22 protein-coding genes are annotated in these 22,502 nt (G+C 63.6%); 11 read left to right on the forward strand and 11 right to left on the reverse strand.

The window, feature by feature from the left end; all coding sequences use genetic code 11:
• Window positions 1–41 precede the first annotated feature (41 nt).
• The 4 genes from NKJ08_RS23500 (at window position 42) to NKJ08_RS23515 (ending at window position 5,242) form a co-directional block, all read left to right on the forward strand.
• Window positions 42–1,169: an NAD(P)/FAD-dependent oxidoreductase gene (locus tag NKJ08_RS23500; RefSeq protein ID WP_352526135.1), complete on the forward strand. Its 1,128-nt coding sequence runs from the start codon at window positions 42–44 to the stop codon at window positions 1,167–1,169.
• Window positions 1,170–1,551: 382 nt separating this feature from the next.
• Window positions 1,552–2,037, forward strand: coding sequence for a (2Fe-2S)-binding protein (locus NKJ08_RS23505; protein ID WP_352526136.1), 486 nt, complete (start codon window positions 1,552–1,554; stop codon window positions 2,035–2,037).
• Window positions 2,034–3,023, forward strand: a complete 990-nt coding sequence (locus tag NKJ08_RS23510) for an FAD binding domain-containing protein (RefSeq protein WP_352526138.1) — start codon at window positions 2,034–2,036, stop codon at window positions 3,021–3,023. Before NKJ08_RS23505 ends, NKJ08_RS23510 begins: the two co-directional genes overlap by 4 nt.
• Window positions 3,020–5,242, forward strand: a complete 2,223-nt coding sequence (locus NKJ08_RS23515) for a xanthine dehydrogenase family protein molybdopterin-binding subunit (protein ID WP_352526139.1) — start codon at window positions 3,020–3,022, stop codon at window positions 5,240–5,242. Before NKJ08_RS23510 ends, NKJ08_RS23515 begins: the two co-directional genes overlap by 4 nt.
• A gap of 117 nt (window positions 5,243–5,359) precedes the next feature.
• Here the strand turns inward: NKJ08_RS23515 and NKJ08_RS23520 are convergent, their stop codons facing one another.
• Window positions 5,360–6,544: a M20 aminoacylase family protein gene (locus NKJ08_RS23520; protein WP_352526140.1), complete on the reverse strand. Its 1,185-nt coding sequence runs from the start codon at window positions 6,542–6,544 to the stop codon at window positions 5,360–5,362.
• 90 nt (window positions 6,545–6,634) lie between these two features.
• On the opposite strand from NKJ08_RS23520, the gene NKJ08_RS23525 reads away from it, so the two are divergent.
• Window positions 6,635–7,471, forward strand: coding sequence for an AraC family transcriptional regulator (locus NKJ08_RS23525; RefSeq protein ID WP_352526141.1), 837 nt, complete (start codon window positions 6,635–6,637; stop codon window positions 7,469–7,471).
• A gap of 72 nt (window positions 7,472–7,543) precedes the next feature.
• Window positions 7,544–7,975: a cupin domain-containing protein gene (locus tag NKJ08_RS23530; RefSeq protein WP_352776020.1), complete on the forward strand. Its 432-nt coding sequence runs from the start codon at window positions 7,544–7,546 to the stop codon at window positions 7,973–7,975.
• Window positions 7,976–8,030: 55 nt separating this feature from the next.
• Here the strand turns inward: NKJ08_RS23530 and NKJ08_RS23535 are convergent, their stop codons facing one another.
• From NKJ08_RS23535 to NKJ08_RS23550, 4 genes are all read right to left on the reverse strand, one after another.
• A complete protein-coding gene (locus NKJ08_RS23535; RefSeq protein WP_352526143.1) occupies window positions 8,031–8,477 on the reverse strand; it encodes a nuclear transport factor 2 family protein in 447 nt (148 codons plus the stop codon).
• Window positions 8,478–8,661: 184 nt separating this feature from the next.
• Window positions 8,662–9,159, reverse strand: coding sequence for a nuclear transport factor 2 family protein (locus NKJ08_RS23540; protein WP_352526145.1), 498 nt, complete (start codon window positions 9,157–9,159; stop codon window positions 8,662–8,664).
• Entirely contained in the window at window positions 9,156–10,103 is a 948-nt protein-coding gene (locus NKJ08_RS23545; protein WP_352526147.1) for an alpha/beta hydrolase, read from the reverse strand. The genes NKJ08_RS23540 and NKJ08_RS23545 overlap by 4 nt, the downstream gene beginning before the upstream one ends.
• Window positions 10,104–10,198: 95 nt before the next feature.
• A complete protein-coding gene (locus tag NKJ08_RS23550) occupies window positions 10,199–10,702 on the reverse strand; it encodes a nuclear transport factor 2 family protein (protein ID WP_352526149.1) in 504 nt (167 codons plus the stop codon).
• A gap of 126 nt (window positions 10,703–10,828) precedes the next feature.
• On the opposite strand from NKJ08_RS23550, the gene NKJ08_RS23555 reads away from it, so the two are divergent.
• Window positions 10,829–11,737 (forward strand): LysR family transcriptional regulator, encoded by a 909-nt coding sequence (locus NKJ08_RS23555; RefSeq protein ID WP_352783547.1) that lies wholly within the window; start codon window positions 10,829–10,831, stop codon window positions 11,735–11,737.
• A 42-nt stretch (window positions 11,738–11,779) separates the two neighbouring features.
• Here the strand turns inward: NKJ08_RS23555 and NKJ08_RS23560 are convergent, their stop codons facing one another.
• On the reverse strand, window positions 11,780–12,235 hold the full coding sequence (locus tag NKJ08_RS23560; RefSeq protein ID WP_023720025.1) for a carboxymuconolactone decarboxylase family protein: 456 nt from the start codon (window positions 12,233–12,235) through the stop codon (window positions 11,780–11,782).
• Window positions 12,236–12,532: 297 nt separating this feature from the next.
• Between NKJ08_RS23560 and NKJ08_RS23565 the strand changes: the two genes are divergently transcribed.
• Complete coding sequence (locus tag NKJ08_RS23565; protein ID WP_352526153.1) at window positions 12,533–13,297, forward strand: copper homeostasis protein CutC; 765 nt, start codon at window positions 12,533–12,535, stop codon at window positions 13,295–13,297.
• Window positions 13,298–13,328: 31 nt separating this feature from the next.
• The gene (locus tag NKJ08_RS23570) at window positions 13,329–13,817 is read left to right on the forward strand and encodes a GNAT family N-acetyltransferase (protein WP_352526222.1); all 489 of its coding nucleotides are present in this window, start codon (window positions 13,329–13,331) and stop codon (window positions 13,815–13,817) included.
• A gap of 19 nt (window positions 13,818–13,836) precedes the next feature.
• Here NKJ08_RS23570 and NKJ08_RS23575 read toward each other — a convergent pair whose 3' ends face one another.
• The 5 genes from NKJ08_RS23575 to NKJ08_RS23595 form a co-directional block, all read right to left on the reverse strand.
• Window positions 13,837–14,859 carry an acyltransferase family protein gene (locus NKJ08_RS23575; protein ID WP_352526155.1) on the reverse strand — a complete coding sequence of 341 codons (1,023 nt, stop codon included), beginning with the start codon at window positions 14,857–14,859 and terminating at the stop codon, window positions 13,837–13,839.
• Window positions 14,860–15,045: 186 nt separating this feature from the next.
• Window positions 15,046–15,843: an FAD binding domain-containing protein gene (locus NKJ08_RS23580; protein WP_352526157.1), complete on the reverse strand. Its 798-nt coding sequence runs from the start codon at window positions 15,841–15,843 to the stop codon at window positions 15,046–15,048.
• A gap of 103 nt (window positions 15,844–15,946) precedes the next feature.
• Window positions 15,947–18,298 (reverse strand): xanthine dehydrogenase family protein molybdopterin-binding subunit, encoded by a 2,352-nt coding sequence (locus NKJ08_RS23585; RefSeq protein ID WP_352526159.1) that lies wholly within the window; start codon window positions 18,296–18,298, stop codon window positions 15,947–15,949.
• 138 nt (window positions 18,299–18,436) lie between these two features.
• The gene (locus NKJ08_RS23590) at window positions 18,437–18,916 is read right to left on the reverse strand and encodes a (2Fe-2S)-binding protein (RefSeq protein ID WP_352526161.1); all 480 of its coding nucleotides are present in this window, start codon (window positions 18,914–18,916) and stop codon (window positions 18,437–18,439) included.
• A gap of 261 nt (window positions 18,917–19,177) precedes the next feature.
• Complete coding sequence (locus NKJ08_RS23595) at window positions 19,178–19,609, reverse strand: DUF6841 family protein (RefSeq protein WP_352783552.1); 432 nt, start codon at window positions 19,607–19,609, stop codon at window positions 19,178–19,180.
• Window positions 19,610–19,833: 224 nt separating this feature from the next.
• Here NKJ08_RS23595 and NKJ08_RS23600 point away from each other — a divergent pair, with 224 nt between their 5' ends.
• Window positions 19,834–20,979: an FIST N-terminal domain-containing protein gene (locus tag NKJ08_RS23600; RefSeq protein ID WP_502895998.1), complete on the forward strand. Its 1,146-nt coding sequence runs from the start codon at window positions 19,834–19,836 to the stop codon at window positions 20,977–20,979.
• A gap of 10 nt (window positions 20,980–20,989) precedes the next feature.
• Entirely contained in the window at window positions 20,990–22,330 is a 1,341-nt protein-coding gene (locus NKJ08_RS23605) for an ATP-binding response regulator (RefSeq protein ID WP_352526167.1), read from the forward strand.
• Window positions 22,331–22,502 lie beyond the last annotated feature (172 nt).

Here is a 22,502-nt window from a genome sequence, read left to right on the forward strand (position 1 = left end):
TAGCAACTCCCAGCCCGTCTTCTGCGCAGAAGGATTTCTCTATGACTGCATCCCCAAAGTCGCGCCATGTCGTCGTTGTCGGCGCAGGCATCTTCGGCATCTCGTCCGCGTTGCACCTCGCTCGTCTTGGCTTTGATGTAACCATTGTCAACGACGGCGCGCCGGCCAACGGTGCATCCGGCCGTTCACTTTCCTGGCTGAACTCAGCGCGACGCGCGGACACCGCCTATCACCGCTTGAGGCTTGCGGGTATCGACCGTTATCGGACCCTGGCCGCCACAAGGCCGGAAACCGCGTCGTGGCTTCGCTTTGACGGAGGCCTCACCTGGGATGCGGATGATGAGGCGAACCAGATCGCGTCGATCTGGCAGCTGGAGCAGGATATCGGTTATGACGCGCTTCTGCTCGGCCCCGCCGAAGTCGGCGCAGTGACGCCCGGCGTCAATGCCAATGCAATCACCCCGCAGGGCGCCATCTTCAATCCTGGCGAAGGATGGGTTGACCTGCCCTCCCTGATCGATCTGCTGCTCAATGAATTCCGCTCCCGCGGCGGCAAGCTCCTTCAGGACGCCGGGCGCGTGCGGATCGATGCCACAGGTGGTCGCGCGCGTGGCGTCGTCACTGCCGGGGGGCAGCTGATTGACGCCGATGCGGTGCTACTTGCCGTTGGGCCCGCCACGCCTGCCATGCTCGCCGAAATTGGCGTTCATCTGCCCGACGCCACGCCGATCTCATTGCTCGTAAAGACCAGACCGATCAAGATCGCTCTCCGCGCGGTGCTGAACACGCCGCGCGTGGCCGTGCGTCCAACGCCCGACGGCGCACTGGTCTTGGACTCGGCATGGTCGGAAGAGGAAGTCGTCGTCAATCCCGACGGCTCCTACACCATTCGTGATGAAACCGTCCTAAGGCTACTCGACGAAGCCAGTGCCGTGCTCGACGGCAATCCCCGGCTCCAACTCAACGGCTATGCCGTCGGCCCGAAGCCGATCCCCGGCGATGGCGAGCCTGTGCTTGGCGCCGTCGAGGCTGTCACCGGCGTATACGTCGCCTTCAGCCACAGCGGCGCCACGCTCGGACTCATCGCTGGTGAGTTGCTTGCGAGGGAGATCGCCTCCAGCAACCCGCATCCCATGCTTAATAGCTTCCGCGTGAACCGTTTCGGCTGAAAAGCCGCTCCAGGAATTGCGGTGACAGTGCACTTTTTGCGGCGTTGGCGCGCTACGCAGCAGGCCTTCGCCGGGGCCGACCTCGCCGGCGCCAGCCGCCCGCCTCGCTGGTCATGAAGTCGAAATCCTCGCAGCCGAGGCTCGGCATGAACTCGGTCGAAACGCTCTCTCGGCCGACGACGGAGGCGGCGGCCCCGATTTCCGGCGGCGCGGCATTCGGAGCCTTTCCGCTGCGGATCTCAAACGCACGCGTTTTTTGCCTTCCGGGACCGGCAGCGCCTTTCCCCCGAAATCCACCGCCCTATTTCGCCTCGAAGGTGGGCGGCTGCTTGCTGGACGAGTCCATGTGGCTAGGACGGCATGTGCACTCGAGGTACCCCCAATGAACTTCCACGATCGGCACCTACTGAGGTTGCGGGTGAACGGAGAGGACCACACCCTTTCCGATCTCGATCCCCGCGTCACGCTGCTCGACCTGTTGCGCGAGCGGCTTCATCTGACCGGAACGAAAAAGGGATGCAATTTCGGCGAGTGCGGCGCCTGCACCGTGCATCTCGACGGACGGCGTGTGAATGCCTGCATGATATTTGCCGTGTCCGCCGACGGACGCGAGGTCACGACGATCGAAGGCCTGGCAAACGGCGATGCGCTTCATCCCGTGCAGCAGGCGTTCATCGATCATGATGGTTTCCAGTGCGGATTCTGCACGCCCGGACAGGTGATGTCGGCGGCGGCGCTGATCGAGGAAGGGCATACCGGCTCCGACGCGGAGATCCGCGAGTGGATGAGCGGCAATTTGTGCCGCTGCTCGGCCTATCCGCAGATCGTCGAGGCGGTGCGCGCAGCGGCTGGGAGGGCAGCCCAATGACCCCATTCGTCTATGCGCGCGCCGATAGCCTGGGCGAAACGATCGCGGCCGGTGCAGCGCCGGACAGCGCCTTTCTCGCCGGCGGCACCGAATTGCTCAACTGGCTGCGCCTTGGAATTGCCGAGCCGACGCGGATCATCGACATCTCCCGCCTGGATGGGCTGGATCAGATCGAGGCACTGCCCGGCAGCGGCTTGAAGATCGGCGCGCTGACGCATCTCAACGATGTCGCGCAGCATGCGCTGGTGATGCGCGACTATCCCGTATTGAGCCAGGCGATCCTCAACGCGGCGTCGCCGCAGTTGAGAAACCTCGCAACGATAGGCGGCAATCTGCTGCAGAAGACACGCTGCGCTTATTTCCGCGCCGAAGAGCAGCTGCCATGCAACAAACGTGAGCTCGGCTCCGGCTGCTCGGCATTGCATGGCATCAACGACAATCACGCAATATTCGGCTGGACCGAGGATTGCGTCGCCACCCAGCCATCCGACCCGGCGGTGGCGCTGGCAGCACTTGATGCGGTCATCGTCACCGCGCACCGCAGCGGCGGCCGGCGCATTCCGGCAGCGGAATTCCACCTGCTTCCCGACTCGCGGCCCGAGGCAGACAATGTGTTGCAGCAAGGCGAACTGGTCACGGCAATCGAGCTGCCGGCACCGGCGCCGCGATCGGCCTATCTAAAGGTACGCGAGCGCGAATCCTACGAATATGCCATCGTCTCCGCCGCCGCGGTGCTGGAGATGGACGGCCGAACCATCCGTCGGGCTGGCCTGGCGCTGGGTTCCGTCGCGTTGCGGCCGTGGCGCCTGAGCGCCGCCGAGGAGCGGCTCGCCGGTGCCGAAATCGGCGATCGCGAGGCCCTGAGCGCCGCCATCGCGCAATCCTTCGCCGAAGCGCGTCCCTTATCGCAGAACGCCTACAAGGTCGAACTGGCCAAGACCGCCGCTTTGCGGGCGATCGAAAAAGCAGCGAGGATGCCGTCATGACGATCAGCCAGCCAGTTGCCCGCCCCGACGGCGGCGTCAAGGTTACCGGCCGCGCCCGCTATGCGGCCGACTATTCCACCCCCGATCTGCTCTATGCAGTGCTGGTGACCGCGCCCGTTCCCGTCGGCCGCGTGACGTCGATCATTGTCGACGACGCGCTCGCCGAGGAAGGTGTCGTGCGTGTGCTCACGCATGAGGACATGCCCAAATTCGGCCAGTTCGCATCGCCAAGGGCCGAACCCGATACGGACATGCAACAGGCCGAAGGACCGCCGGCGGCGCAGAGCTTCATGCCCATGCAGAGCGACGAGATACGTCACGAGGGCCAGCCGCTTGCCATTGTGCTGGGCGAGACGTTGGAGGCGGCGGAGGCCGGAGCCCGCCGCGTCGCGTTGCGCTACCAGTTCGCCGAGCCGGAGTTGCCGACACGGCCGGAGTGGACCGCCATCGACAAGGCTGCTGTCGAGCCAAGGGAGAGCGGCTTTCTGTTCCTGGAGCCGACGTTTTCGAAAGGTGATGTCGACGGCGGGATTGCGAAAGCGGCCGCCACGGTCGAAGCCGTCTACCTGCAACCGTCGCGCCATCACAACGCCATGGAGCCCTCGGCAACGCTCGCCGAGTGGAACGACGGAGAGCTGACGCTGCACGACGCCACGCAGCACGTCTATGGTGTCCGCCAGGTGCTTGCCGCCCGCATGAATATGCCGGCCGAGAAGGTCCGCGTGATTTCCCGCCATACCGGCGGCGGCTTCGGCGGCAAGGGGTGGATCTGGCCGCATCAGGTGCTGGCCGCCGCCGCGGCGCGTATTATGGAGCGGCCGGTCAGGCTGGCGCTCAGCCGTGCCGATGCCTATTCCTGCCTCGGTTACCAGCCGCGCATGGCACAGAAGATCGTGCTGGCAGCGGACAGGTCGGGCAAGCTGACCGCCGTGCAACAGGACGTGGTCAACCTGACCACCGTGAGCGACGATTTCGTCGAGTTCGCCACCGAAGCCTCGAAGGGTCTCTACGCCACGCCGGCCATGCGTCTCAGCCAGCGCGTGGAGCGCGCAAACGTCGCCATGCCGACGCCGATGCGCGCGCCGGTCGAGGGTCCGGGCACCTGGGCGCTCGAAAGCGCGATGGACGAGCTCGCTCACCGCCTCGGCATCGATCCGCTCGACCTGCGTCTGGTCAACCATGCGGATACGGATCCGGCAACGGGCCAGCCCTGGTCGTCAAAGAAGCTGCGCGAAGCTTATGAGGAAGGCGCCCGCCTGTTCGGCTGGCGCGAGCGGCCGCGCAATCCGCAACGCGATGGCGATTGGCTGATCGGCTATGGCATGGCGACCTGCAGCATGGGCTGTTTTCGCAACCCGACACCTGCGGCCGAAGTCAGGTTGCGCAGGGACGGCACGGTGCTCATCCGCACCGGCACCCAGGACATAGGAACCGGAACACTCACCATCTTTCCGCAGATCGCGGCGGACGTGCTGGGCCTGCCGATGGAGAAGGTGGGCTTGGAAATGGGCGATACACAGCTGCCGGAGGCGGGGCCGACCTATGGCTCATCATCGACGATGGGGGTAGGCGCGGCAGTGCTCGCCGCCGCCGAAGATGCACGTTCGCAGCTTGCCCGTCTTGCCAATCTGCTGCCGGACGAAGTGGAGATGCAAAACGGCCATATTCGCCGCAGGGGCGCTGCCGGCGGTCAGACGATCGCCGACGTGATGAGTCATACCGACATCGGCGAGATCATCGGCTCCGGCTCGTTCGATCCGGCGCAGTATGGCAAAGGCCTTGCGATGCGCACTTTCGGCGCGATCTTCATGGAGGTCGGCGTCGATCCGGGGCTCGGCCTGCTCAGGCTTCGTCGCGCGATCGGCAGCTACAGCGCCGGCCGTATCGTCAATCCCCGCACCGCACGCAGCCAGATGACGGGCGGCATCATCTGGGGATGGGGCATGGCGGCGATGGAGCAGAGCAGGCACGAACCAGTGCTTGGACGGTTCCTGTCGAAGAACCTTTCCGGGGTCGCCATTCCGGTCAACGCCGACATTCCCGGCGATATCATAATCCACTTCGTCGACGAGGTGGACGAGCATGCAAGCCCGATTGGCGGCAAGGGCATCGGCGAGCTCGGCGCCACCGGCGTTGCCGCAGCGGTGGCCAATGCCGTCTTCGACGCTACAGGCAAGCGAATCCGGGAGTTGCCGATCACGCCGGAAAAACTGCTGTGAAGGACTAGGCCCGCTATTGCCCTGCGATAGCGGGTCTTGAGCTGGTGGATATGTCCTCTGCGTTGAATGGGCTCGCCGAGGCTTAGGAATATTGGCGGCCTTCCAGACAAATGGTCTTCACCCCATCTCAGGCGCCTTCCCGGAAAGCGTCTGCTCGACCAGATTGACGTAGTAGCGCATCACCGTCGGCACGATCTCGTCGTTGAAGACGTAGCGGTCGCCGTGCAGGCCTTCCCCCGGGCCGACCTCGCCGGCGCCGATCCACGCGTAGCAGCCGCCGGCGTCGCGGATCATGAAAGCGAAATCCTCGCAGCCAAGGCTCGGGCTGAACGCGGTCAAGACATTCTCCCGGCCGACGACGGATGCCGCCGCCTCGATGGTGCGGGCCGTCGCGTCCGCCGTGTTGATCAGCGACGGGTAGCCCTTCCGGTAATCGAGCCTTGCCCTGAGCGAATGCGCGGCGGCGATGCCTTGTGCGATCTCGCCGATCAGCGTCTCGCAGTGGTCGGAAAGTCCGGGCTCGAAGAAGCGGCAGGTGCCTTGCAGCCAGACCTTGCCCGGCACGATGTTGCCGACATTGCCGCCATGGATCTGCGTGAGACTGACGACCAGCGCGGATTGTGGGTCGACCGAACGGCTGACAATGCGCTGGACGGCTTGCACGAAGGCGCCCGCGGCCAGGATCGGATCATCGCCGAGCTGCGGCATGGCGACGTGGGCGCCAAAACCCTCGAAAGTCAGCTCGAAATTGTCGACGGCCGCCATCTGCGGTCCGACGCGGGCGGCGATCGTTCCCAGCCTGACGCCCGGCCAGTTGTGGACCGCATAGACCGCCTCGACCGGGAAGCGTTTGAACAGGCCGTCTTCGATCATGCGCATACTGCCGCCCTCGTTTTCCTCGGCCGGCTGAAAGACGAAAGTGACGGTGCCGTCGAAGTTGCGCGACTCACCGAGCAACTTGGCGGCGCCGAGCAGCATGGCGGTGTGGCCATCATGGCCGCAGGCGTGCATCACGCCCTCTCTCCTCGAAGCATAGGGCACGCCGGTTTTCTCCAGCACCGGAAGTGCGTCCAGCTCGGCGCGAAGGCCGATGGCGCGCGCGCCGCTACCGCTGCGCAAGACACCGACGACCCCGGTGCTGCCGATCCCCTCATGGACTTCGTCGACGCCGAACGAGCGCAGTTTCTCTGCAACGAAACGTGCCGTTTCGTACTCCTTGAATCCGAGCTCGGGATTGGCATGAATATGGTGCCGCCAGCCTACGACCTCTGGTGTCAGCGCGGCGATGGGGTCATTATGCATGATACCTCCTTCCATGCCGGCAAAGGACGGCGTGGTTTGATCCTGCCACCATAAAAAGCCGGACGAGAGGCGTCTTGAACCGGATTGACCATGGCTAAGACGAAAGACGTGCAAGCGGCAGAGACCGGGAAATACTGGCGCCATCCGTGCTTTCCCGACCTTGGCCTGTTCGAGGCGCGCTTCACCCGGCACCGTTACGACTTGCACACGCACCCGACCTATGTGATCGCCCTGATCACCTCCGGCTGCGAGCGTATTCGCATCGGACGCCAAAGCGTTCTCGCCCCGGCAGGCGCCATTGCCGTCGTCAACCCCGAGGAGTGGCATGACGGCGAACGCGGTGCGGATGAAGGCTGGGGTTACCGGACCTTTTATCCTTCGGTGCCGCTGATGACGGCGATCGCCCGCGAGTTGGGCCGGGATGGCGCTCCGGTTTTTTCACGCGCGATCATCGAAGACTGCGCTCTCGCCGCAGCGTTGATGGCAGCACATCAGGGCTCGACATCCCGTGACGCAGTGACGTCCGAAACATCCCTGCTCGGTGCACTGAAGCGGCTCATTGTTGGTCATGGCGACCCGACCGGCCAGGCCGAAGAGATTGAACACTCCGGATCGCGACGCAGGTTCTCGCTCTACCGGGAACTCGTGGAGGGCGAGCTTGGCTCGCAACTCGACCTTCAGCGGCTTGCCGGCGCGGCTGGCGTGACCCGGTTCCAGGTCATCCGGGACTTCAACAAGGCGATCGGCCTCACGCCGGCGGCCTATATCCGTGACCGGAGATTGCGCCGGGCGAGCGCGCTGATCGAACAGGGATTTGGCCTCGCCGACGCCGCCATGGCGGCAGGTTTCGCCGACCAGAGCCATCTTTCCCGTACGTTCCGGGCCGCGCGGGGCATGACGCCGGGCATGTTCAGAAGAGCAGGCTAGGCGCTCCTGAACAGACAAGCTTGCGCGCCAATGCTTGCTGCGCAATGCTGACGCAGCTCGGTGGGGGGAATCATGCGAAAAATCTTGGCATCGACGCTGTTGCTCGCGGCAGTGCTGTCGGCAACGGCTGCCCAGGCGCTGGACAGCAGCGGCACGCCGGTCGTCGTATCGCCGCTTGCCTCCCGCACCGAGACTGCGTCCGGCCAGCCGATCACGCTGCCGCAGAAGGACGTGCAGGTCCTGGTCTCGGCCTATGAGATCGCGCCGGGCGCGACCTTGCCGGTCCACAAGCATCCATTTCCCCGCTATGCCTATGTCGAGGCCGGCACGCTTCAGGTCACCAATGTCGAGACCGGCAAGAGCACTACCTATCAGACCGGCGACTTCATCGTGGAGATGATCGGGCAGTGGCATCAAGCGACCAATGTCGGCGCCGATCCGGTCAAGCTGCTGGTCATCGATCAGGTCGAAGAAGGCACCAAAAACACGGTGTTGCGCCAGTAATTGTCAGTTCTGAACACAGCGTCCGTGGGGGATCCAGTACAGCGCGTCACAGACATCAGAACGCGAACCCCTCCGGCAAATTATGATTCCAATAGCCTTCCTCGACGAGTTCACTGATCTGCCAGCCCTCGGGCGTGCGCACGACGCGGTCGCGATACCAGAGCCCTTGGAAGAAGACCTGCTTTTTGCCTGCGCCGAGGTCGACCACCATCGGGCATGAACAATGCACGCGCGCGCTGGCCTCATCCCCTCGGAGATCAAGAAGGATTGTCGAAATGGCGTGCTGCGAGATCAATATCTTCGAGAGGGCGCCCTTCATGTAAGCAACATGCTCATCCACACCGCTCCTGATTCCACCTGTTACAATGTCGTCAAGCACGGCATCGGGCGTGAATATTTTCCGATAGGCTTCCCAGTCGCGATCGTCCACGGCGTAGCAATAGCGAACAAACAGCTGTTCGATCTCAAGCCGATCCGAAACCTCCTGCAGTGAAAGGGTCATGTCTTGTCTCCGCGGTTGGCGGCACTAATGCCGCATGCGCCAAGCCTGCCCCGACATTCCGATCATATTCGCCTTGATGGTACTCCGAGCGACCTCGCCATGCGGCTGGGCATGCAGATCCGAATGCTCACTTAGCCTTCGCATTCGCCCGGTCGGCAGCGGCGGCCAGCACGGCTCGATCCCCCTACTCGTACAAGGGGCGGATGGAGATGGCATTGACGCGCCAACCTTCCGGCGTCCGCACCAGCCGGTGGAGATAGCTGGCGCCCACCGTCCAGAACCGGGCGCCGATCCAGTGGGTTGCGCGGACATGGCTGCGTGCAACCGCATTGTTATCCCCGCCGTCGACAGTGATGTTGGTGATGAGATGCTGGGTGGCGTCGAAGCCCGGCAGCAGCCCTTGCCATTGGGCGATCAGCGCGTCGCGGTCGCTGATCGCCACCTCGCCGCCGAAAAGGCTCGTATAGTCGGTCGTAACGCGGGCCGCAAAATAGGATTTGACCCGGCCCCATTCACGCAGGTCGGCATAGAGGCCGATCCCGGAAATTGCCTCGGCGATCGCGATCCTGTCTTCGGCCGTCAACGCATCTCCCGAGGCGCTCAAGGCGGGCGCCGAAACAGCGGAAATCATCGTCGCGGACACTGCTGAGGCGAAGATATGCCGCCGGGTGACGAGGCTCATTGTCCCGCCTCCCCTGCACCGCCCAGCGTCGCGCGGAAGTGCGCGGCGACGGCATCGCTCGCCGCCTTCACCGGCGCGGCACGATCGTAGAAATCGAACTGAGTGACCTTGTCGAGCCACAGCTCCTGCTTGGAACTGGTCAGCCGCGCGTAGAATTTGTGCGCACCCTGCGGGATGGCAGCCGCCTCGCTATGCACCATCAGAAAGGGCTGATGCAGGCGCGGAGCCGCCTGGATCGCGTCGAACGTCAGCCAGCCGCGCCAGAAGGCCGGATCGGCCTCATTGCGCCAGGCCGGGATCATGCCGCGATCGGGCTGGGTGTAATAAGGCACCTTGAACATGATCGCGCGCTCGTCGGTCAGGCTCGCGGCGGGCAAGAACGCCTGTCTGCCGGTGCGGCGATACTCGGCCGCGGCCGCGTCGCCCGCGGCCTCAAGCCTGGCGATGCCGTCCCTGCCGCCATAGGTCTGCTCGACCACTTCGGCATCCTGCAACCAGGGCGCAACGAGGGCGACCGACTTGATCGCGGCGTTTTCGGCCGCGGCGGTGACCATATAGCCGGAGCTGGCGCAAATCCCGAACCCGCCGATGCGGTCCTGATCGGTCTCGGGCCGGGTCGCGAGATATGCGGCCGCCGCTTCGATGTCGGCGATCTTGGCGTTGGGGTCCTCGTACTGGCGGCGCACGCCGCCGCTTTCACCCCAGCCGCGAAAATCGAAGGTCAAGGCGACGAACCCACGATCGGCCATCTCGCGGGCGTAGCGGGCCGGCATTTGTTCCTTCACCGTCATCCAGGCGCCGGTCACGACCAGGGCGGGCCGAGGTTTCGCCGCGTCCAGATCCTCTGGCAGATAGAGCTCGCCGACGATCTGCTCACCGTGCGAGGCGAAAATGACGCGCTTGACGCGCGGTGCGGCGACGGCATTGGAGGCGGCGAGCGCCACGGTTATTGCTGCGGCAAGTGTGAGGGTTTTGAGCATTGGAGTCACCCTTGGTTTCGAGCGAAGCGGGGCGCAATCGAATCGGAAAAGCCACCTTCTCAGCGCTCACCGGCCAGTCGGCCGGGCAACGGCTTCAGCGGGTAATGCGCCCAGTGGAAGGCGTCCGACTGGTACATGTCGGTCAAAAAATTCTGTGCCTCGGCGATCTTGCCGTCCTTGATGCGAAACATCAGCGCGTAGAGCTGGTCGATCTCGGGACCTGAGCCGACATTCGACCAGCCGCGATGAATGTCGACGACGAGGTCGCCTTGCGCCTGGAAGAAGATCGGCTCGGCCTTGAACTTGCCGTCGGCCAAGCCACGGAAGAAGGCGACCACCTCGTCCGGCCCGCGCTTGTCGCCGGCGAGCGGATGATGGCCGGGAATGCGCCACACGATGTCGGGCGCGAGGAAGGGCCGCACGGCCTCCGGGTTCCCGGTCGCGTAGGCTGCGTAGTAGTCCTTGACGAGTTGGATATTGCTGTCTTCCTGCGGGCCGCCATTCGCTGAGGCGGCAGACACCGCCAAGAGAGCGCCTGCGGCGAGCGAAGCGAGCCTGGTCATGGTCCTGTCTCCTTGACTATTCGAGCCATCGCAACAGCGAGGCGCATTCGTCGAGCCCAACATGAGGCTTTTTGTTCGCCGGAAAAACCCGTAGAGTTCGACAGGGCTATTTGGAAAGTCCTTACAATGCGCCTCGACCAGTTCAGCGGCATCGTCGCCTTGGTCAGGGTTGCAGAGGCCAAAAGCTTCACCCGCGCCGCCGCCGAGCTCGGCGTCGCTCCGGCCTCGTTGAGCGAGGCCGTCAAGGGGCTCGAGGAGCGTCTGGGAGTGCGGCTTCTCAACCGCACGACCCGCAGCGTTGGCTTGACCGAAGCAGGTGCCCAATACCTCGACCGTGTGCGCCCGGCAGCCGAAGACATCTGGGCGGCTGGTGCGGCTCTGCGCGAGAGCCGCGATCGTCCCGCCGGAACACTGCGGCTCAGCCTGCCGTGGATCGCCGCTCCGCTGCTGATCGAGCCGCTGATGCGGCCGTTCATGGATGCTTATCCCGAAGTGCGGCTCAATCTGATCTTCGACGACAGCTTCGTCGACATTGCCGCCGAGGGCTTCGACGCCGGCCTGCGCATCGGCGAGCTTCTCGAAAAAGATATGATCGGCGCGCGTCTGGGCCGGCCCCTGCAGATGGTCGTGGTGGCGAGCCCTGATTATCTGGCGCGCAACGGCACGCCGAAGCGGCCGGCCGACCTCGCCGCTCATCGCTGCATCGCATTCGCCCTCACCCGCACCCGCGCGATTTCGCCCTGGGAGTTCACGGTAGATGGACGCGAAGTCGCATTCACGCCGGACGCATGTCTGGTCGTGAACACGCTTCCGCTGTGCATTACCGCCGCCGCGCAAGGGCTTGGCCTCGCCTTCGCGGTCGAAGGCCTCGCCGCGCCGCTTCTCGCCTCAGGCGCGCTGGTCAAGGTGCTGGAGTCTTTCTGTCCAGCTTACGAGCCGCTTCATCTCTATTATCCCAGCCGCCGCCTCGTACCACCGAAGCTGCGGGCCTTCATCGACTTCGTGCGCGCGAATTCTCACAAGTTGCGGATCTGATGTGGCGTTGCGAGAACCGCCACAGCACGAGCCAAGACCCGCTCAGCCCCAGGCGCCGACCATCTGCCTGGTAGTTGCGTTGAGCCGGTTGAATGCGTTGATCAGGGCAATCTGGACGACCAGGGCGGCAAGCGCCTTTTCGTCATAGTGCCGGGCGGCTTCATCCCAGACCGCATCCGGCACCGGGTCCGGCCGGTCGGCCAACCGGGTTGCCGCCTCGGTCAGCGCCAGCGCAGCGCGTTCGGCGTCGGTGAAATAAGGTGTTTCCCGCCAGGCGGACACGGTGAAGACGCGCTCATCCTTTTCACCGGCCTTCTTCAATTCGCGCGCATGCATATCGATACAGACACTGCATCCGTTGATCTGACTGGCGCGCAAATGGACGAGCTTGCGCGTCACATAGGACAGGTCAGCCGTTTCCGTCGACTTGTCCAAAGCGAGCAGCGCCTGCAGGGCGCCGGGAATGAGCATCACCGGGTTTTTCAATCGTGCTTGCATAATGGTCTCCTTCACGCGTGTCTTCGCAAGCCGGACATTCGGCTTTCGGTTTGTCGGATTCTGTCAATTCGCCCGTCGCCTTGTGGCGCCAGAGCGGGCAGGTCAGCTCGGCGTAGCGGCATCCAAACCAATAACCCGCGAGCTATGAGTAACGTATAACTCTGGAGTTATGAATGTGTCAAGCGTCGGAATGGCAGGAGCAAGCGCCGCGGCGTATTGGTGAGCCAACACTTCCGGCTTTCATGGCACAAGGCCCGATGCTACCGCTGGCCATCTGAAATCATCAACGGATCCCTCATGACCGAGACCGAACGCCCTCGCCTGCCGCTGATCGAGATCTGCGTCGAAGGCATAGACGGCCTGCTGGCCGCGCAAGCGGCCGGCGCCGACCGCGTCGAGCTCTGTGCCAGCCTGATCGAAGGCGGCATCACGCCGAGCTTCGGCACCGTGCGCACGGCGCTTGAGCTGGCGACGATCCCGTCTCACGTCATCGTGCGGCCGCGCGGCGGCGATTTTCTCTATAGCGACGCCGAATATCATTCGATGCTCGCCGATGTCCGCGCGCTCGGCGAACTCGGCGTTGCCGGTGTTGTCGTCGGCTGCCTCGATGCCGACGGCACTATCGATGAGCAGCGCATGAGCGAACTGGTGCAGGCGGCGGGACGATTGAACGTCACCTGCCACCGCGCCTTCGACATGACACGCGACCCGACAGAGGCGCTGGAAGCGCTGATCCGCTGCAAGGTCGGCCGCGTACTGACCAGCGGCCAGCGCGACACGGCGCTCGAGGGCGCAGCCCTGCTCGCCGATCTTGTCAGACAGGCCGGCGACCGCATCATCATCCTCGGCTGCGGCGGGCTTGCCCCCGAGAATATCGCCGAGGTGCGGAGGAGAACCGGGGTGAGCGAGATGCACTTTGCCGCGCTCAAGGACGTGCCGAGCGCCATGCGCTACCGCAACCCGAAAGTCGGCATGGGTGGCACCGACCTCGACCGCGAATACCGCAACACCGTGACCGACGAAGCGCTGGTGGCGGCGACCATCGCGGCTGCCCGGACATGATCCTGGAAGATCGAAGAAAAACATGATCAAAATGCGTTTGCCGATCGAGCGAGTTTCGCCGCAGGATGAGCCCGCAATCCTCGCGCTCAACAACGAGCACGCTGCCGAATTGTCCTGGCTCGAACCCGAGCGCCTTTCCTTCCTGCTCGGCGAAGCGTTTTACGCGCGCCGTATCGGTGCGCTCGATGCCTTCATCATGACCTTCGACCAGGACGCGAGCTACGACAGCCCGAACTTCCTGTGGTTTCACGAGCGCTATCCGCGGTTCGTCTACGTCGATCGCGTCGTGGTCGGCGCCAAAGCGCGCGGCCGCGGCCATGCCCGCCGGCTGTACGAGGATCTGTTCGACCACGCCATGCGCGCCGGCCAGGCGATCGTCACCTGCGAAGTCAATGCCGAGCCACCCAATCCGGCGTCGGACGCCTTCCACGCGGCACTCGGCTTTGTGGAAGTGGGCGACGCGGTAATCCACGGCGGCAAGAAGGCGGTGCGCTATTATCTAAAACGGATCGCCGGCTGAACGGCGGGCGCTGTTCACCCTACCAATTGCGGTTCAGCCAGGAGCGGGCTGGCTTTTCGACGATGTAATAGCTGCACAGCGCGCAAGCGAACATCGCGGCCAGCATCAGCAGCGGCGAACTGCCTTGTGTGTCGACGAATTGGTAAAAGGGCTGCTGCCAAAGATAGAGCGAATACGACCACAGCCCCAGCATTGTCATCGGCCGGGAGGACAGAAACTCGGTCAGGTACCGGCTGCCGAAGTCGAGCGAATTGACGGCCAGCGCCAATAGCGGCACCGCAACCAGATAGTGGATCGGGGTGGATACGGCAGCCATGAAAAGGAGCACAGCCACGACAGCCGCCGCCAGGGCGACATGCGGGCCCTTAAGCAGCCCCGGCAGCCTGTCGTCGGCCTTGAGCAGGCATATCACCGCCGACAGCAGGATCGAGGCGATGTGCACATCGGTGCGCCAATAGGTGTCCTCGTAGCCCATCCCGAACACCCAGTAGGAGATGGCGCCGTTCGCCATGGCTAGCAGCGACAAGGCGCCGAGCAGCATGATGACGCGGGACCGCCCCCAGACGACGACGCTGATCAGCGCCAGAATGATATAGGCATGCTCTTCGACGCAGAGCGACCAGATATGGTCGAGCGCACCCGCGCGGGTGACGAGAATTCCGGCGTAGTTGTAGCTGAACGTCAGCGCCGTCAGCGCCGCCTTCCACTTGAAGGCGATGAATGTGCCGGACAAGGCGATCATCGCGGCGACGACGAAGATGAGCAGTGCCGGGTAGATGCGGGAGAACCGGCGTTTGAAGAATTTCTTCAACGGATAGTGTTCGACAAACAGGATCTCAGCCATCAGCCGGCCGCTGAGCACGAAGAAGAATTCAACGCCCAGGACGCCGAGATTGATGCCGGGAACGGGAAAGAAATGGCCGATCAGCACCAGTGCGATCGACAGGCCGCGCCAGCCGTCGAGATAGGCAAGCCTCGCTCTTGACGCTGTGTCGGCGACAGGCCTGGACACGATAAGGCGCGTCGCGGAGATGTCCGTCATGCCGGTCCCTTCGTTGAACCTGCGAAAGGCGGACTGGAGGCCGCATTCCTCCAGCGATATTGCAGCGCACCAGAACTTTGTGCAAGTGCGAGATAACGACACGCCTTGCAGTATTGCACGAACAAGATGCGGGATGACAAAAAGGGGCCGTCAAGGCCCCTTCCCCAAAACCGACGGTCTGTAGTCTCAGGCGTTGGCGGCAGCCACCGCCCTTTTGGCCATGACCACGATCAGGTTGGCGCGGTAGTCGGCCGACGCATGCATGTCGCTCATCAGACTGTCCGCCGCGACTTTAACGCCGGCCAGCGCGGAGGCCTCGAAGCTTGCGGCAAGTGCCGCCTCGATCTCCTTCGAGCGGAAGACGCCACTGTCGCCGGCGCCGGTGACGGCGACGCGGACGCCGTCATCGCCGTTAGCCACGAAGACGCCGACGATCGCATAGCGCGATGCCGGATTGCGGAACTTTTCATAGGCGGCCTTGGCCGGCGCGGTGAAGGTCACCGCGGTGATGATCTCGCCTTCCTCCAGCGCCGTCTCGAACAGGCCGGTGAAAAACGCCTCGGCGGCAATCTCGCGCTGGTTGGTGACGATGATCGCGCCCAGCGCCAGCAGGGCCGCCGGATAGTCGGCAGCCGGGTCGTTGTTGGCGATCGAGCCACCGATCGTGCCCTTGTAGCGAACGGCGGGATCGCCGATCAGCGAAGCCATGTGGGCCAAGGCAGGACAGGCTTGCTTCAGCCCCTTATCGCGGGCGACGTCGTAATGCGTCGTGCCGGCGCCAATGGTGATGGTCCTGCCCGCCACCTTGACGCCCTGTAGCTCCTTGATGTGCGACAGGTCGACGAGGTCAGAAGGTGCGGCAAGCCGCGTCTTCATCGCGGGGATCAGCGTCATGCCGCCCGACAATGGCTTTGCATCGCCGCTCTTGAGCAGTTGGACCGCATCGGCGACCGAGGTGGCGCGGTGGTAGGTGACTGGATACATGGGATTCTCCCCTAAAAGGTGAATAGTGAATAGTGAATAGTGAATGGTCAGGTTGGCGCCGAGTTCGTCTTCCCATTCACCATTCACTATTCACTTCTGTTTCTCACTGTTTCGCCGCCGCCCGGATCGCCGCCCAGACCGTCGCCGGCGATGCCGGCATGGCGAGATCGGTGATGCCGATGGCGTCGGTGATGGCGTTGATCACTGCCGGCGGCGAGCCGATGGCGCCGGCCTCGCCGCAGCCCTTGATGCCGAGCGGATTGCCGGGGCATGGCGTGTTCGAGGTCGACACATTGAATGACGGCAGGTCGGCGGCGCGCGGCATGGTGTAGTCCATGTAGCTCGCCGTCAGAAGCTGGCCGCTTGCGTCGTAGTAGGCGCCTTCCAGCAGGGCCTGGCCGATGCCCTGGGCGATACCGCCATGCACCTGGCCCTCGACGATCATCGGGTTGATGATGTTGCCGAAATCGTCGGCGGCGACGAACTGGACGATCTCGGTGGTGCCGGTTTCCGGATCGATCTCGACCTCGCAGATATAACAGCCGGCCGGGAAGGTGAAGTTCGACGGGTCGTAGAATGCCGTCTCCTTCAGCCCAGGCTCCATGCCGCCCGGCAGATTGTGGGCGGTATAGGCGGCAAGCGCCATCTGGAACCAGGGCACGCTTTTGTCGGTGCCGGTGACCTTCAACGCACCGTCTTCGATGACGATGTCGCCCTCGTCGGCCTCGAGCAGGTGTGCGGCGATCTTCTTGGCCTTGGCCTCGACCTTGTCGAGCGCCTTGGCGACGGCCGACATGCCGACGGCACCGGAGCGCGAGCCATAGGTGCCCATGCCCATCTGCACCTTGTCGGTATCGCCATGCACGATCGAGACACTGTCGATCGGCACGCCAAAGCGTTGGTTGACCAGCTGCGCGAAGGTTGTCTCATGACCCTGGCCATGGCTGTGCGAGCCGGTCAGCACCTCGATGGTGCCGACGGCGTTGACGCGCACCTCGGCCGATTCCCACAGGCCGACACCGGCGCCAAGCGAACCGACCGCCGCTGATGGGGCAAGCCCGCAGGCCTCGATGTAACAGCTCATGCCGATGCCGCGCAGCTTGCCCTTGCCGGCGGCCGCCGCCTTGCGCCGGGCAAAGCCGGCATAGTCGGCGGCCTTCATCGCCGCATCCAGCGACGCGGCATAATCGCCGGCGTCATAGTTCATGATGACGGGCGTCTGATGCGGAAACGAGGTGATGAAATTGGTTCGGCGAAGTTCCGCCGGCGACACGCCCAGCTCGCGGGCGGCCGTCTCCATCGTGCGTTCGAGCACGTAGGTGGCTTCCGGGCGCCCTGCCCCGCGATAGGCATCGACCGGCGCGGTGTTGGTGTAGACCGCGCGCACATTGGCATGGATCGCCGGAATATCGTACTGGCCCGACAACAGCGTCGCGTAAAGAATGGTCGGCACACAGGACGAGAACAGCGACATGTAGGCGCCGAGATTGGCGATCGTGTCCACCCTCAGCCCAGTGATCCTGTTGTTCTGGTCGAAGGCCATCTCCACCGTCGAGACATGGTCGCGGCCATGCGCGTCGGTGAGAAAGCTTTCGGTGCGGTCGGCCACCCATTTGACCGGCACGCCGGTTTTCTTTGATGCCCACAGGCAGACGATCTCTTCCGGGTAGATGTAGATTTTCGAGCCGAAGCCGCCGCCGACGTCAGGCGCAATGACGCGCAGCTTGTTTTCCGGCGCGATGTTGTAGAAGGCGCTCATCACCAGCCGGGCAAGATGCGGGTTCTGCGACGTCGTCCAGCAGGTGTAATGGTCCTCGGCCTTGTCGTAATGACCAAGAGCCGCGCGCGGCTCCATCGCGTTGGGGACCAGCCGGTTGTTGACGATCTTCATGCGGGTGACGTGAGCGGCAGAATTGATCGCTGCGTCGGTTGCCTTGCCGTCGCCGAGCTCCCAGTCGAAGATCAGATTGTTCTCGGCTTCCGGGTGGATCTGCGGCGCCCCTTTTTCGAGCGCCTGGGAAGCCTCGACGACCACCGGAAGCTCCTTGTAGGTGATATCGACCGCTTCGGCCGCATCGCGAGCCTGGCCCTTGGTTTCGGCGACCACGACGACGACCGCGTCGCCGACATAGCGGACCCGGTCGACGGCCAGCGGCGACCACGCGCCCATCTTCATCGGCGTGCCATCCGTGGAATGGATCATCCAGCCGCAGATGAGATTGCCGATGCCGTCGGCCTTGAGCTCCTTGCCGGTCAGGACGCCGATGACGCCCGGCATCGCCTTCGCCTTGCTGACGTCGATGCTGTCGATCGCTGCATGCGCGTGCGGGCTACGCACGAAGAAAGCGTGCTTCATGCCGGGAACCACCATGTCGTCGACGTAACGGCCGGCGCCGGTGATGAACCTCTTGTCTTCCTTGCGCGCTACGCGAGCGCCAATACCTTCAATGCCCATCGCAGAAATTCCTCCCGAATTCCGAAGTGATGTGAATAGTGAATGGTGAATGGTGAATGGTGAGATCGGATCTTCGTCTTGGCCTGCAACTGCCGAGTACTGACTAACTATTCACCACTTCACTATTCACTCTCTCTCTCACGCCGCTTGCCTGACCTCGCCGCCCGCAGCAGCCAGGATCGCCTTGACAATATTGTGGTAGCCGGTGCAGCGGCAGATGTTGCCTTCGAGCTCGGCGCGCACCGTCGCCTCGTCGAGGCCTTCGGGATGGCGCTTGATCATGTCGACCGCCGCCATGATCATGCCCGGCGTGCAAAAGCCGCATTGCAGCCCGTGATGCTCCTTGAACGCCGCCTGCACCGGATGCAGCTCGACGCCTTCCGCCAGGCCTTCGATGGTCACGATGGTCGACCCGGAGGCTTGCACCGCCAGCAGCGTGCAGGATTTTACCGCCTTGCCGTCGACATGGACCACACAGGCGCCGCATTGCGAGGTATCGCAGCCGACATGGGTGCCGGTCAGGCCGAGTGTCTCCCGCAAGAAATGAACCAGCAACGTACGGTCTTCGGCGACGCCGCTGACCCGCTTTCCGTTGACCGTCAACGAAATGTCCGACATGAAACCTCCCTGGGTATTATCTTGGTCGTTCTGGCGTCGGTGGTGCCCGAGCCCTCCGTCTGTCCGCTATTCTTATACCGCATAAAGCACGGAGAAAAAGTGCCGCGGAACGCCGAGATTGCGAGAATGCAGTTCGGCCGAAAATCCGCCTATTGTACTTTCGGTCACGCAAAGGCAGGGTAACGGTGCAACGAAGCGAAAACTCGATCGCTGTGCGATGTCGCCCTTCCGGCCATGAGCGGCTGGGGCGGCAGGCCGATTTCAGCCGATGCCGTGTTTTCTGAGAACTTCCTGCTCGTCGCCTGACACCCACCCAAATACTTTAGCCTCTTCGTCCAGCTTCTGCACCAGGTAGTGGACATCGAAATCTATCGAGACGTCCGGTCGGCCTTTGCGGGTATAGGTTGACGTCCAGGCGACGTGGGTAACACAATGATGCTCGTCTATCGGCGAGATGCGAACATCCCGTATTCGCATCTCCTTCGTGCCGATCGCTCGATAATGAGCATAGCCTTGTTCGATAAACTGCCTGAACTGGTCGTCGTTCTTCCCGACCGTGACGCCGGCAGGCGACGCCGCGATGAAGGCGGAGGCATAAACCGATGCGACTTCATCCATATCGGCATGGCCGGCGAGAGATTTCTGGAAAAGCTGCTCGTACCTTTCGAACAACTTCCTGACCTGTGTTTCCATGGATCACGCTCTCTTCCAGTATGGTTTTGGATCTGAAGTTTCTGAACGTTGATGCCGTCAAAAATAGCAGAAACCTCAGATCCGTCATGTTGGCTCATTGCCAAAGCGCCGCTTCAAGACAACAATGACTTCGACGCCGGCGCGCCAGACGCGCACAAAAAGAGCGTCGGAGGAAATGTAGGAGGAAGCCGCTGGCCAGTTCCCGGACGCGCTATGCATGCGGCCTGTCGGTGCTCACCACCGACGAATCCGACGCGGATGCGTTCGCCCGGGCGGTGGCAGCGGAAGCCGTGGCCATCGATGCCGGGTTCGCCCTCCTGTTTTTCTCGCAGAGCCTCATCGAGGCCGTCGCCCTGTCGGAAGCGCTGAAGACCCACGCACCGGCGCTCGACTATGCCGGCTGCTCGACGGCCGGCGAGATTACGCCCAAAGGCCTGGAGGGAGGCCAGATCCTGGCTATGTTGCTTCCCTCCGCATCGTTTTCGGCAGCCAGCACCATGGTCGAAAATCTGTCCTCATCAGGCATGGACGGGATCACCGGCGAAGTCGAGGCGCTGAGGCGTTCGTTACGCGGGCGCATCGGGCACGAGCGAGCCGACACCACTTTTGCGCTCTGCTTCATCGACGGGCTGTCCTATGCCGAAGAAGCGGTGACCTCCGCCATCCATTGGGGGCTCGACGATATTCCACTGATCGGCGGGTCCGCCGGCGATGATTTGAAATTCGAGACGACGCGGCTGATCTCGAATGGCAAAGTTACCTCCGACAGCGCCATCATCGTGCTGATCACCACGGAAATTCCTTTCCACGTGTTCAAGACCGACAATTTCGTCCCCACCGACGAGAAGCTGGTGGTGACGGCGTCCGATCCCGATCGCCGCATCGTGCGGGAATTCAACGCCATGAACGCCGCCGAGGAATATGCGGCGGCGGTCGGCATGGTCGCGCAGATGCTGACGCCACTGAGTTTTGCCTCGCATCCGGTGGTGGTGAAGGTCGGCGGCGAATTTTACTGCCGCTCGATCCAGAAGATGCACGCGGACGGCTCGCTGTCGTTCTTCTGCGCCATCGACGATGGCGTCGTGCTTGCCGTCGCCCAGCCCAAGGACATGGTGGAGGCGACCCGCGCCGCGCTCAGCGACGTCGGCGAAAGGCTGGGCGGCATCGACATGATCATCGGTTTCGACTGCGTGCTGCGCAGGCTCGACGCGCGCAACCGCCAGGTCTTTCGGGAGATTTCGGAACTCTACAAGGTCAACAACGTCATCGGCTTCAGCACCTATGGCGAACAGTACCGGTCGATGCATCTGAACCAGACCTTCACCGGCATCGCCTTCGGTGAACGCAAGGCGGCCGAAGCGGCGGAGTAGGAAATCCGGGATGCCGCTCAGGGACATCGACGACCTGGAAAGGCTAAAGAAGATCAACGCGGCGCTGATCAGCCGCGTCGAGCGTTCCATGGACCAGCAAGGCAATGCCTTTTCGCTGTTCCAGACCGCCATTTCGCTCGAGAACCGGGTGCGCAATCGCACCGAGGAACTGCATTCGACCTTGCGCCGGCTGGAGCAGTCGAACATCGACCTGAACGCGGCCAAAGAAAACGCCGAGCTGGCGAACCTGTCCAAGACCAGGTTCCTGGCGGCCGCCAGCCACGACGTGCTGCAGCCGCTGAACGCCGCGCATCTGTCGGTGTCGGCGCTTGCCGAGGTTCAGACCAGCGAGGAAGGCAGAAACCTGGTCCGCCAGGTCGAGCGGTCGCTGGAGACGATGGAGGACCTGCTCCGCACCTTGCTCGACATTTCCAAGCTCGATGCCGGCGTCGTGCAGCCAGACATCGCCGATGTCAGCCTGGAGACGCTGTTTTCGTCGCTGCGTTCGGATTTCCAGCCGGTCGCCGAGATGAAAGGGCTGACGCTGAAGTTCCGGCCGGTCAACGCGCTGGTTCGTTCGGACCGCACCTTGCTGCGCCGCATCCTGCAGAACATCCTTTCCAATGCGCTGCGCTATACCCGCTCCGGCGGCGTGCTGGTCGGCACCAGGCATCGCGGCGACACGATCCGCATCGACGTCGCCGATACCGGCTGCGGCATCCCCGACGACCAGCGCGAAGCCGTGTTCGAGGAATTCCACCGCGGCACCATCTCGGCCGATGCAGCGCTTGCCGGCGGCGGGCTGGGGCTGGGGCTGGCGATCGTGCGCCGCATCGCCGCGGCACTCGGCCATCCCGTCACGTTTTCGTCGAAGGTCGGACATGGCACGATTTTCCATATCGACGTTCCGGTCGGGATCGGCGCCACCGTCGATGCCATCGCCAGCACCGCCGACATGGAGCGGCCGCGCGGCTACGGCCTGTTCGGCACAAAGGTGCTGCTGGTCGAGAACGACATCGAGGTGCTGCAGGCGATGACCTCCCTGCTCGAGCGCTGGCAATGCCTGGTGCGCCCCGCCACCTCGACCGGTGACGCGCTCGACATGCTTGGCGATACCGACTGGGTGCCGGACATCGTCATCGCCGACCAGCATCTCGACGGCGGCGACCTCGGCACCGCCACCATCGCCGAGGTCCGCGATTATCTCGGCCGCGCCGTGCCGGCGCTGATCGTCACCGCCGACGGTTCGGAGACGGTCGCCAAAGCCGCCCGCGCCGCCGGCATCGAGCTGATGCGCAAGCCGCTGAAACCGGCCCAACTGCGCGCCCTGCTGGCGCATCTGCTGGCTTGATATCTTCCGCGCGGCTGGAAGACCGCGAGCGGCAAGAAGAAAGTAGTGCACTGTCACCGTAATTCGCACCGTAATTCGTGGTTGGGCGGTAAGGCGGACAACGAGTGAGGGGTGTTTGCCGTCCGGCGGCTTCTCACGACACAGCGTCAATCGCCGCCCGTCCGCCATTCTC

It is taken from the genome of Mesorhizobium sp. M0244 (assembly GCF_040321795.1).
In the GTDB taxonomy this organism is placed as follows: Bacteria; Pseudomonadota; Alphaproteobacteria; order Rhizobiales; family Rhizobiaceae; genus Mesorhizobium.

What these genes read in the sequence shown, in the direction of transcription:
- NKJ08_RS23500 (WP_352526135.1), top strand. Translation starts at nt 42, where the DNA reads ATGACTGCATCCCCAAAGTCGCGCCATGTCGTCGTTGTCGGCGCAGGC.
- NKJ08_RS23505 (WP_352526136.1), top strand. Translation starts at nt 1,552, where the DNA reads ATGAACTTCCACGATCGGCACCTACTGAGGTTGCGGGTGAACGGAGAG.
- NKJ08_RS23510 (WP_352526138.1), top strand. Translation starts at nt 2,034, where the DNA reads ATGACCCCATTCGTCTATGCGCGCGCCGATAGCCTGGGCGAAACGATC.
- NKJ08_RS23515 (WP_352526139.1), top strand. Translation starts at nt 3,020, where the DNA reads ATGACGATCAGCCAGCCAGTTGCCCGCCCCGACGGCGGCGTCAAGGTT.
- NKJ08_RS23520 (WP_352526140.1), bottom strand. Translation starts at nt 6,544, where the DNA reads ATGCATAATGACCCCATCGCCGCGCTGACACCAGAGGTCGTAGGCTGG.
- NKJ08_RS23525 (WP_352526141.1), top strand. Translation starts at nt 6,635, where the DNA reads ATGGCTAAGACGAAAGACGTGCAAGCGGCAGAGACCGGGAAATACTGG.
- NKJ08_RS23530 (WP_352776020.1), top strand. Translation starts at nt 7,544, where the DNA reads ATGCGAAAAATCTTGGCATCGACGCTGTTGCTCGCGGCAGTGCTGTCG.
- NKJ08_RS23535 (WP_352526143.1), bottom strand. Translation starts at nt 8,477, where the DNA reads ATGACCCTTTCACTGCAGGAGGTTTCGGATCGGCTTGAGATCGAACAG.
- NKJ08_RS23540 (WP_352526145.1), bottom strand. Translation starts at nt 9,159, where the DNA reads ATGAGCCTCGTCACCCGGCGGCATATCTTCGCCTCAGCAGTGTCCGCG.
- NKJ08_RS23550 (WP_352526149.1), bottom strand. Translation starts at nt 10,702, where the DNA reads ATGACCAGGCTCGCTTCGCTCGCCGCAGGCGCTCTCTTGGCGGTGTCT.
- NKJ08_RS23555 (WP_352783547.1), top strand. Translation starts at nt 10,829, where the DNA reads ATGCGCCTCGACCAGTTCAGCGGCATCGTCGCCTTGGTCAGGGTTGCA.
- NKJ08_RS23560 (WP_023720025.1), bottom strand. Translation starts at nt 12,235, where the DNA reads ATGCAAGCACGATTGAAAAACCCGGTGATGCTCATTCCCGGCGCCCTG.
- NKJ08_RS23565 (WP_352526153.1), top strand. Translation starts at nt 12,533, where the DNA reads ATGACCGAGACCGAACGCCCTCGCCTGCCGCTGATCGAGATCTGCGTC.
- NKJ08_RS23570 (WP_352526222.1), top strand. Translation starts at nt 13,329, where the DNA reads ATGCGTTTGCCGATCGAGCGAGTTTCGCCGCAGGATGAGCCCGCAATC.
- NKJ08_RS23575 (WP_352526155.1), bottom strand. Translation starts at nt 14,859, where the DNA reads ATGACGGACATCTCCGCGACGCGCCTTATCGTGTCCAGGCCTGTCGCC.
- NKJ08_RS23580 (WP_352526157.1), bottom strand. Translation starts at nt 15,843, where the DNA reads ATGTATCCAGTCACCTACCACCGCGCCACCTCGGTCGCCGATGCGGTC.
- NKJ08_RS23585 (WP_352526159.1), bottom strand. Translation starts at nt 18,298, where the DNA reads ATGGGCATTGAAGGTATTGGCGCTCGCGTAGCGCGCAAGGAAGACAAG.
- NKJ08_RS23590 (WP_352526161.1), bottom strand. Translation starts at nt 18,916, where the DNA reads ATGTCGGACATTTCGTTGACGGTCAACGGAAAGCGGGTCAGCGGCGTC.
- NKJ08_RS23595 (WP_352783552.1), bottom strand. Translation starts at nt 19,609, where the DNA reads ATGGAAACACAGGTCAGGAAGTTGTTCGAAAGGTACGAGCAGCTTTTC.
- NKJ08_RS23605 (WP_352526167.1), top strand. Translation starts at nt 20,990, where the DNA reads ATGCCGCTCAGGGACATCGACGACCTGGAAAGGCTAAAGAAGATCAAC.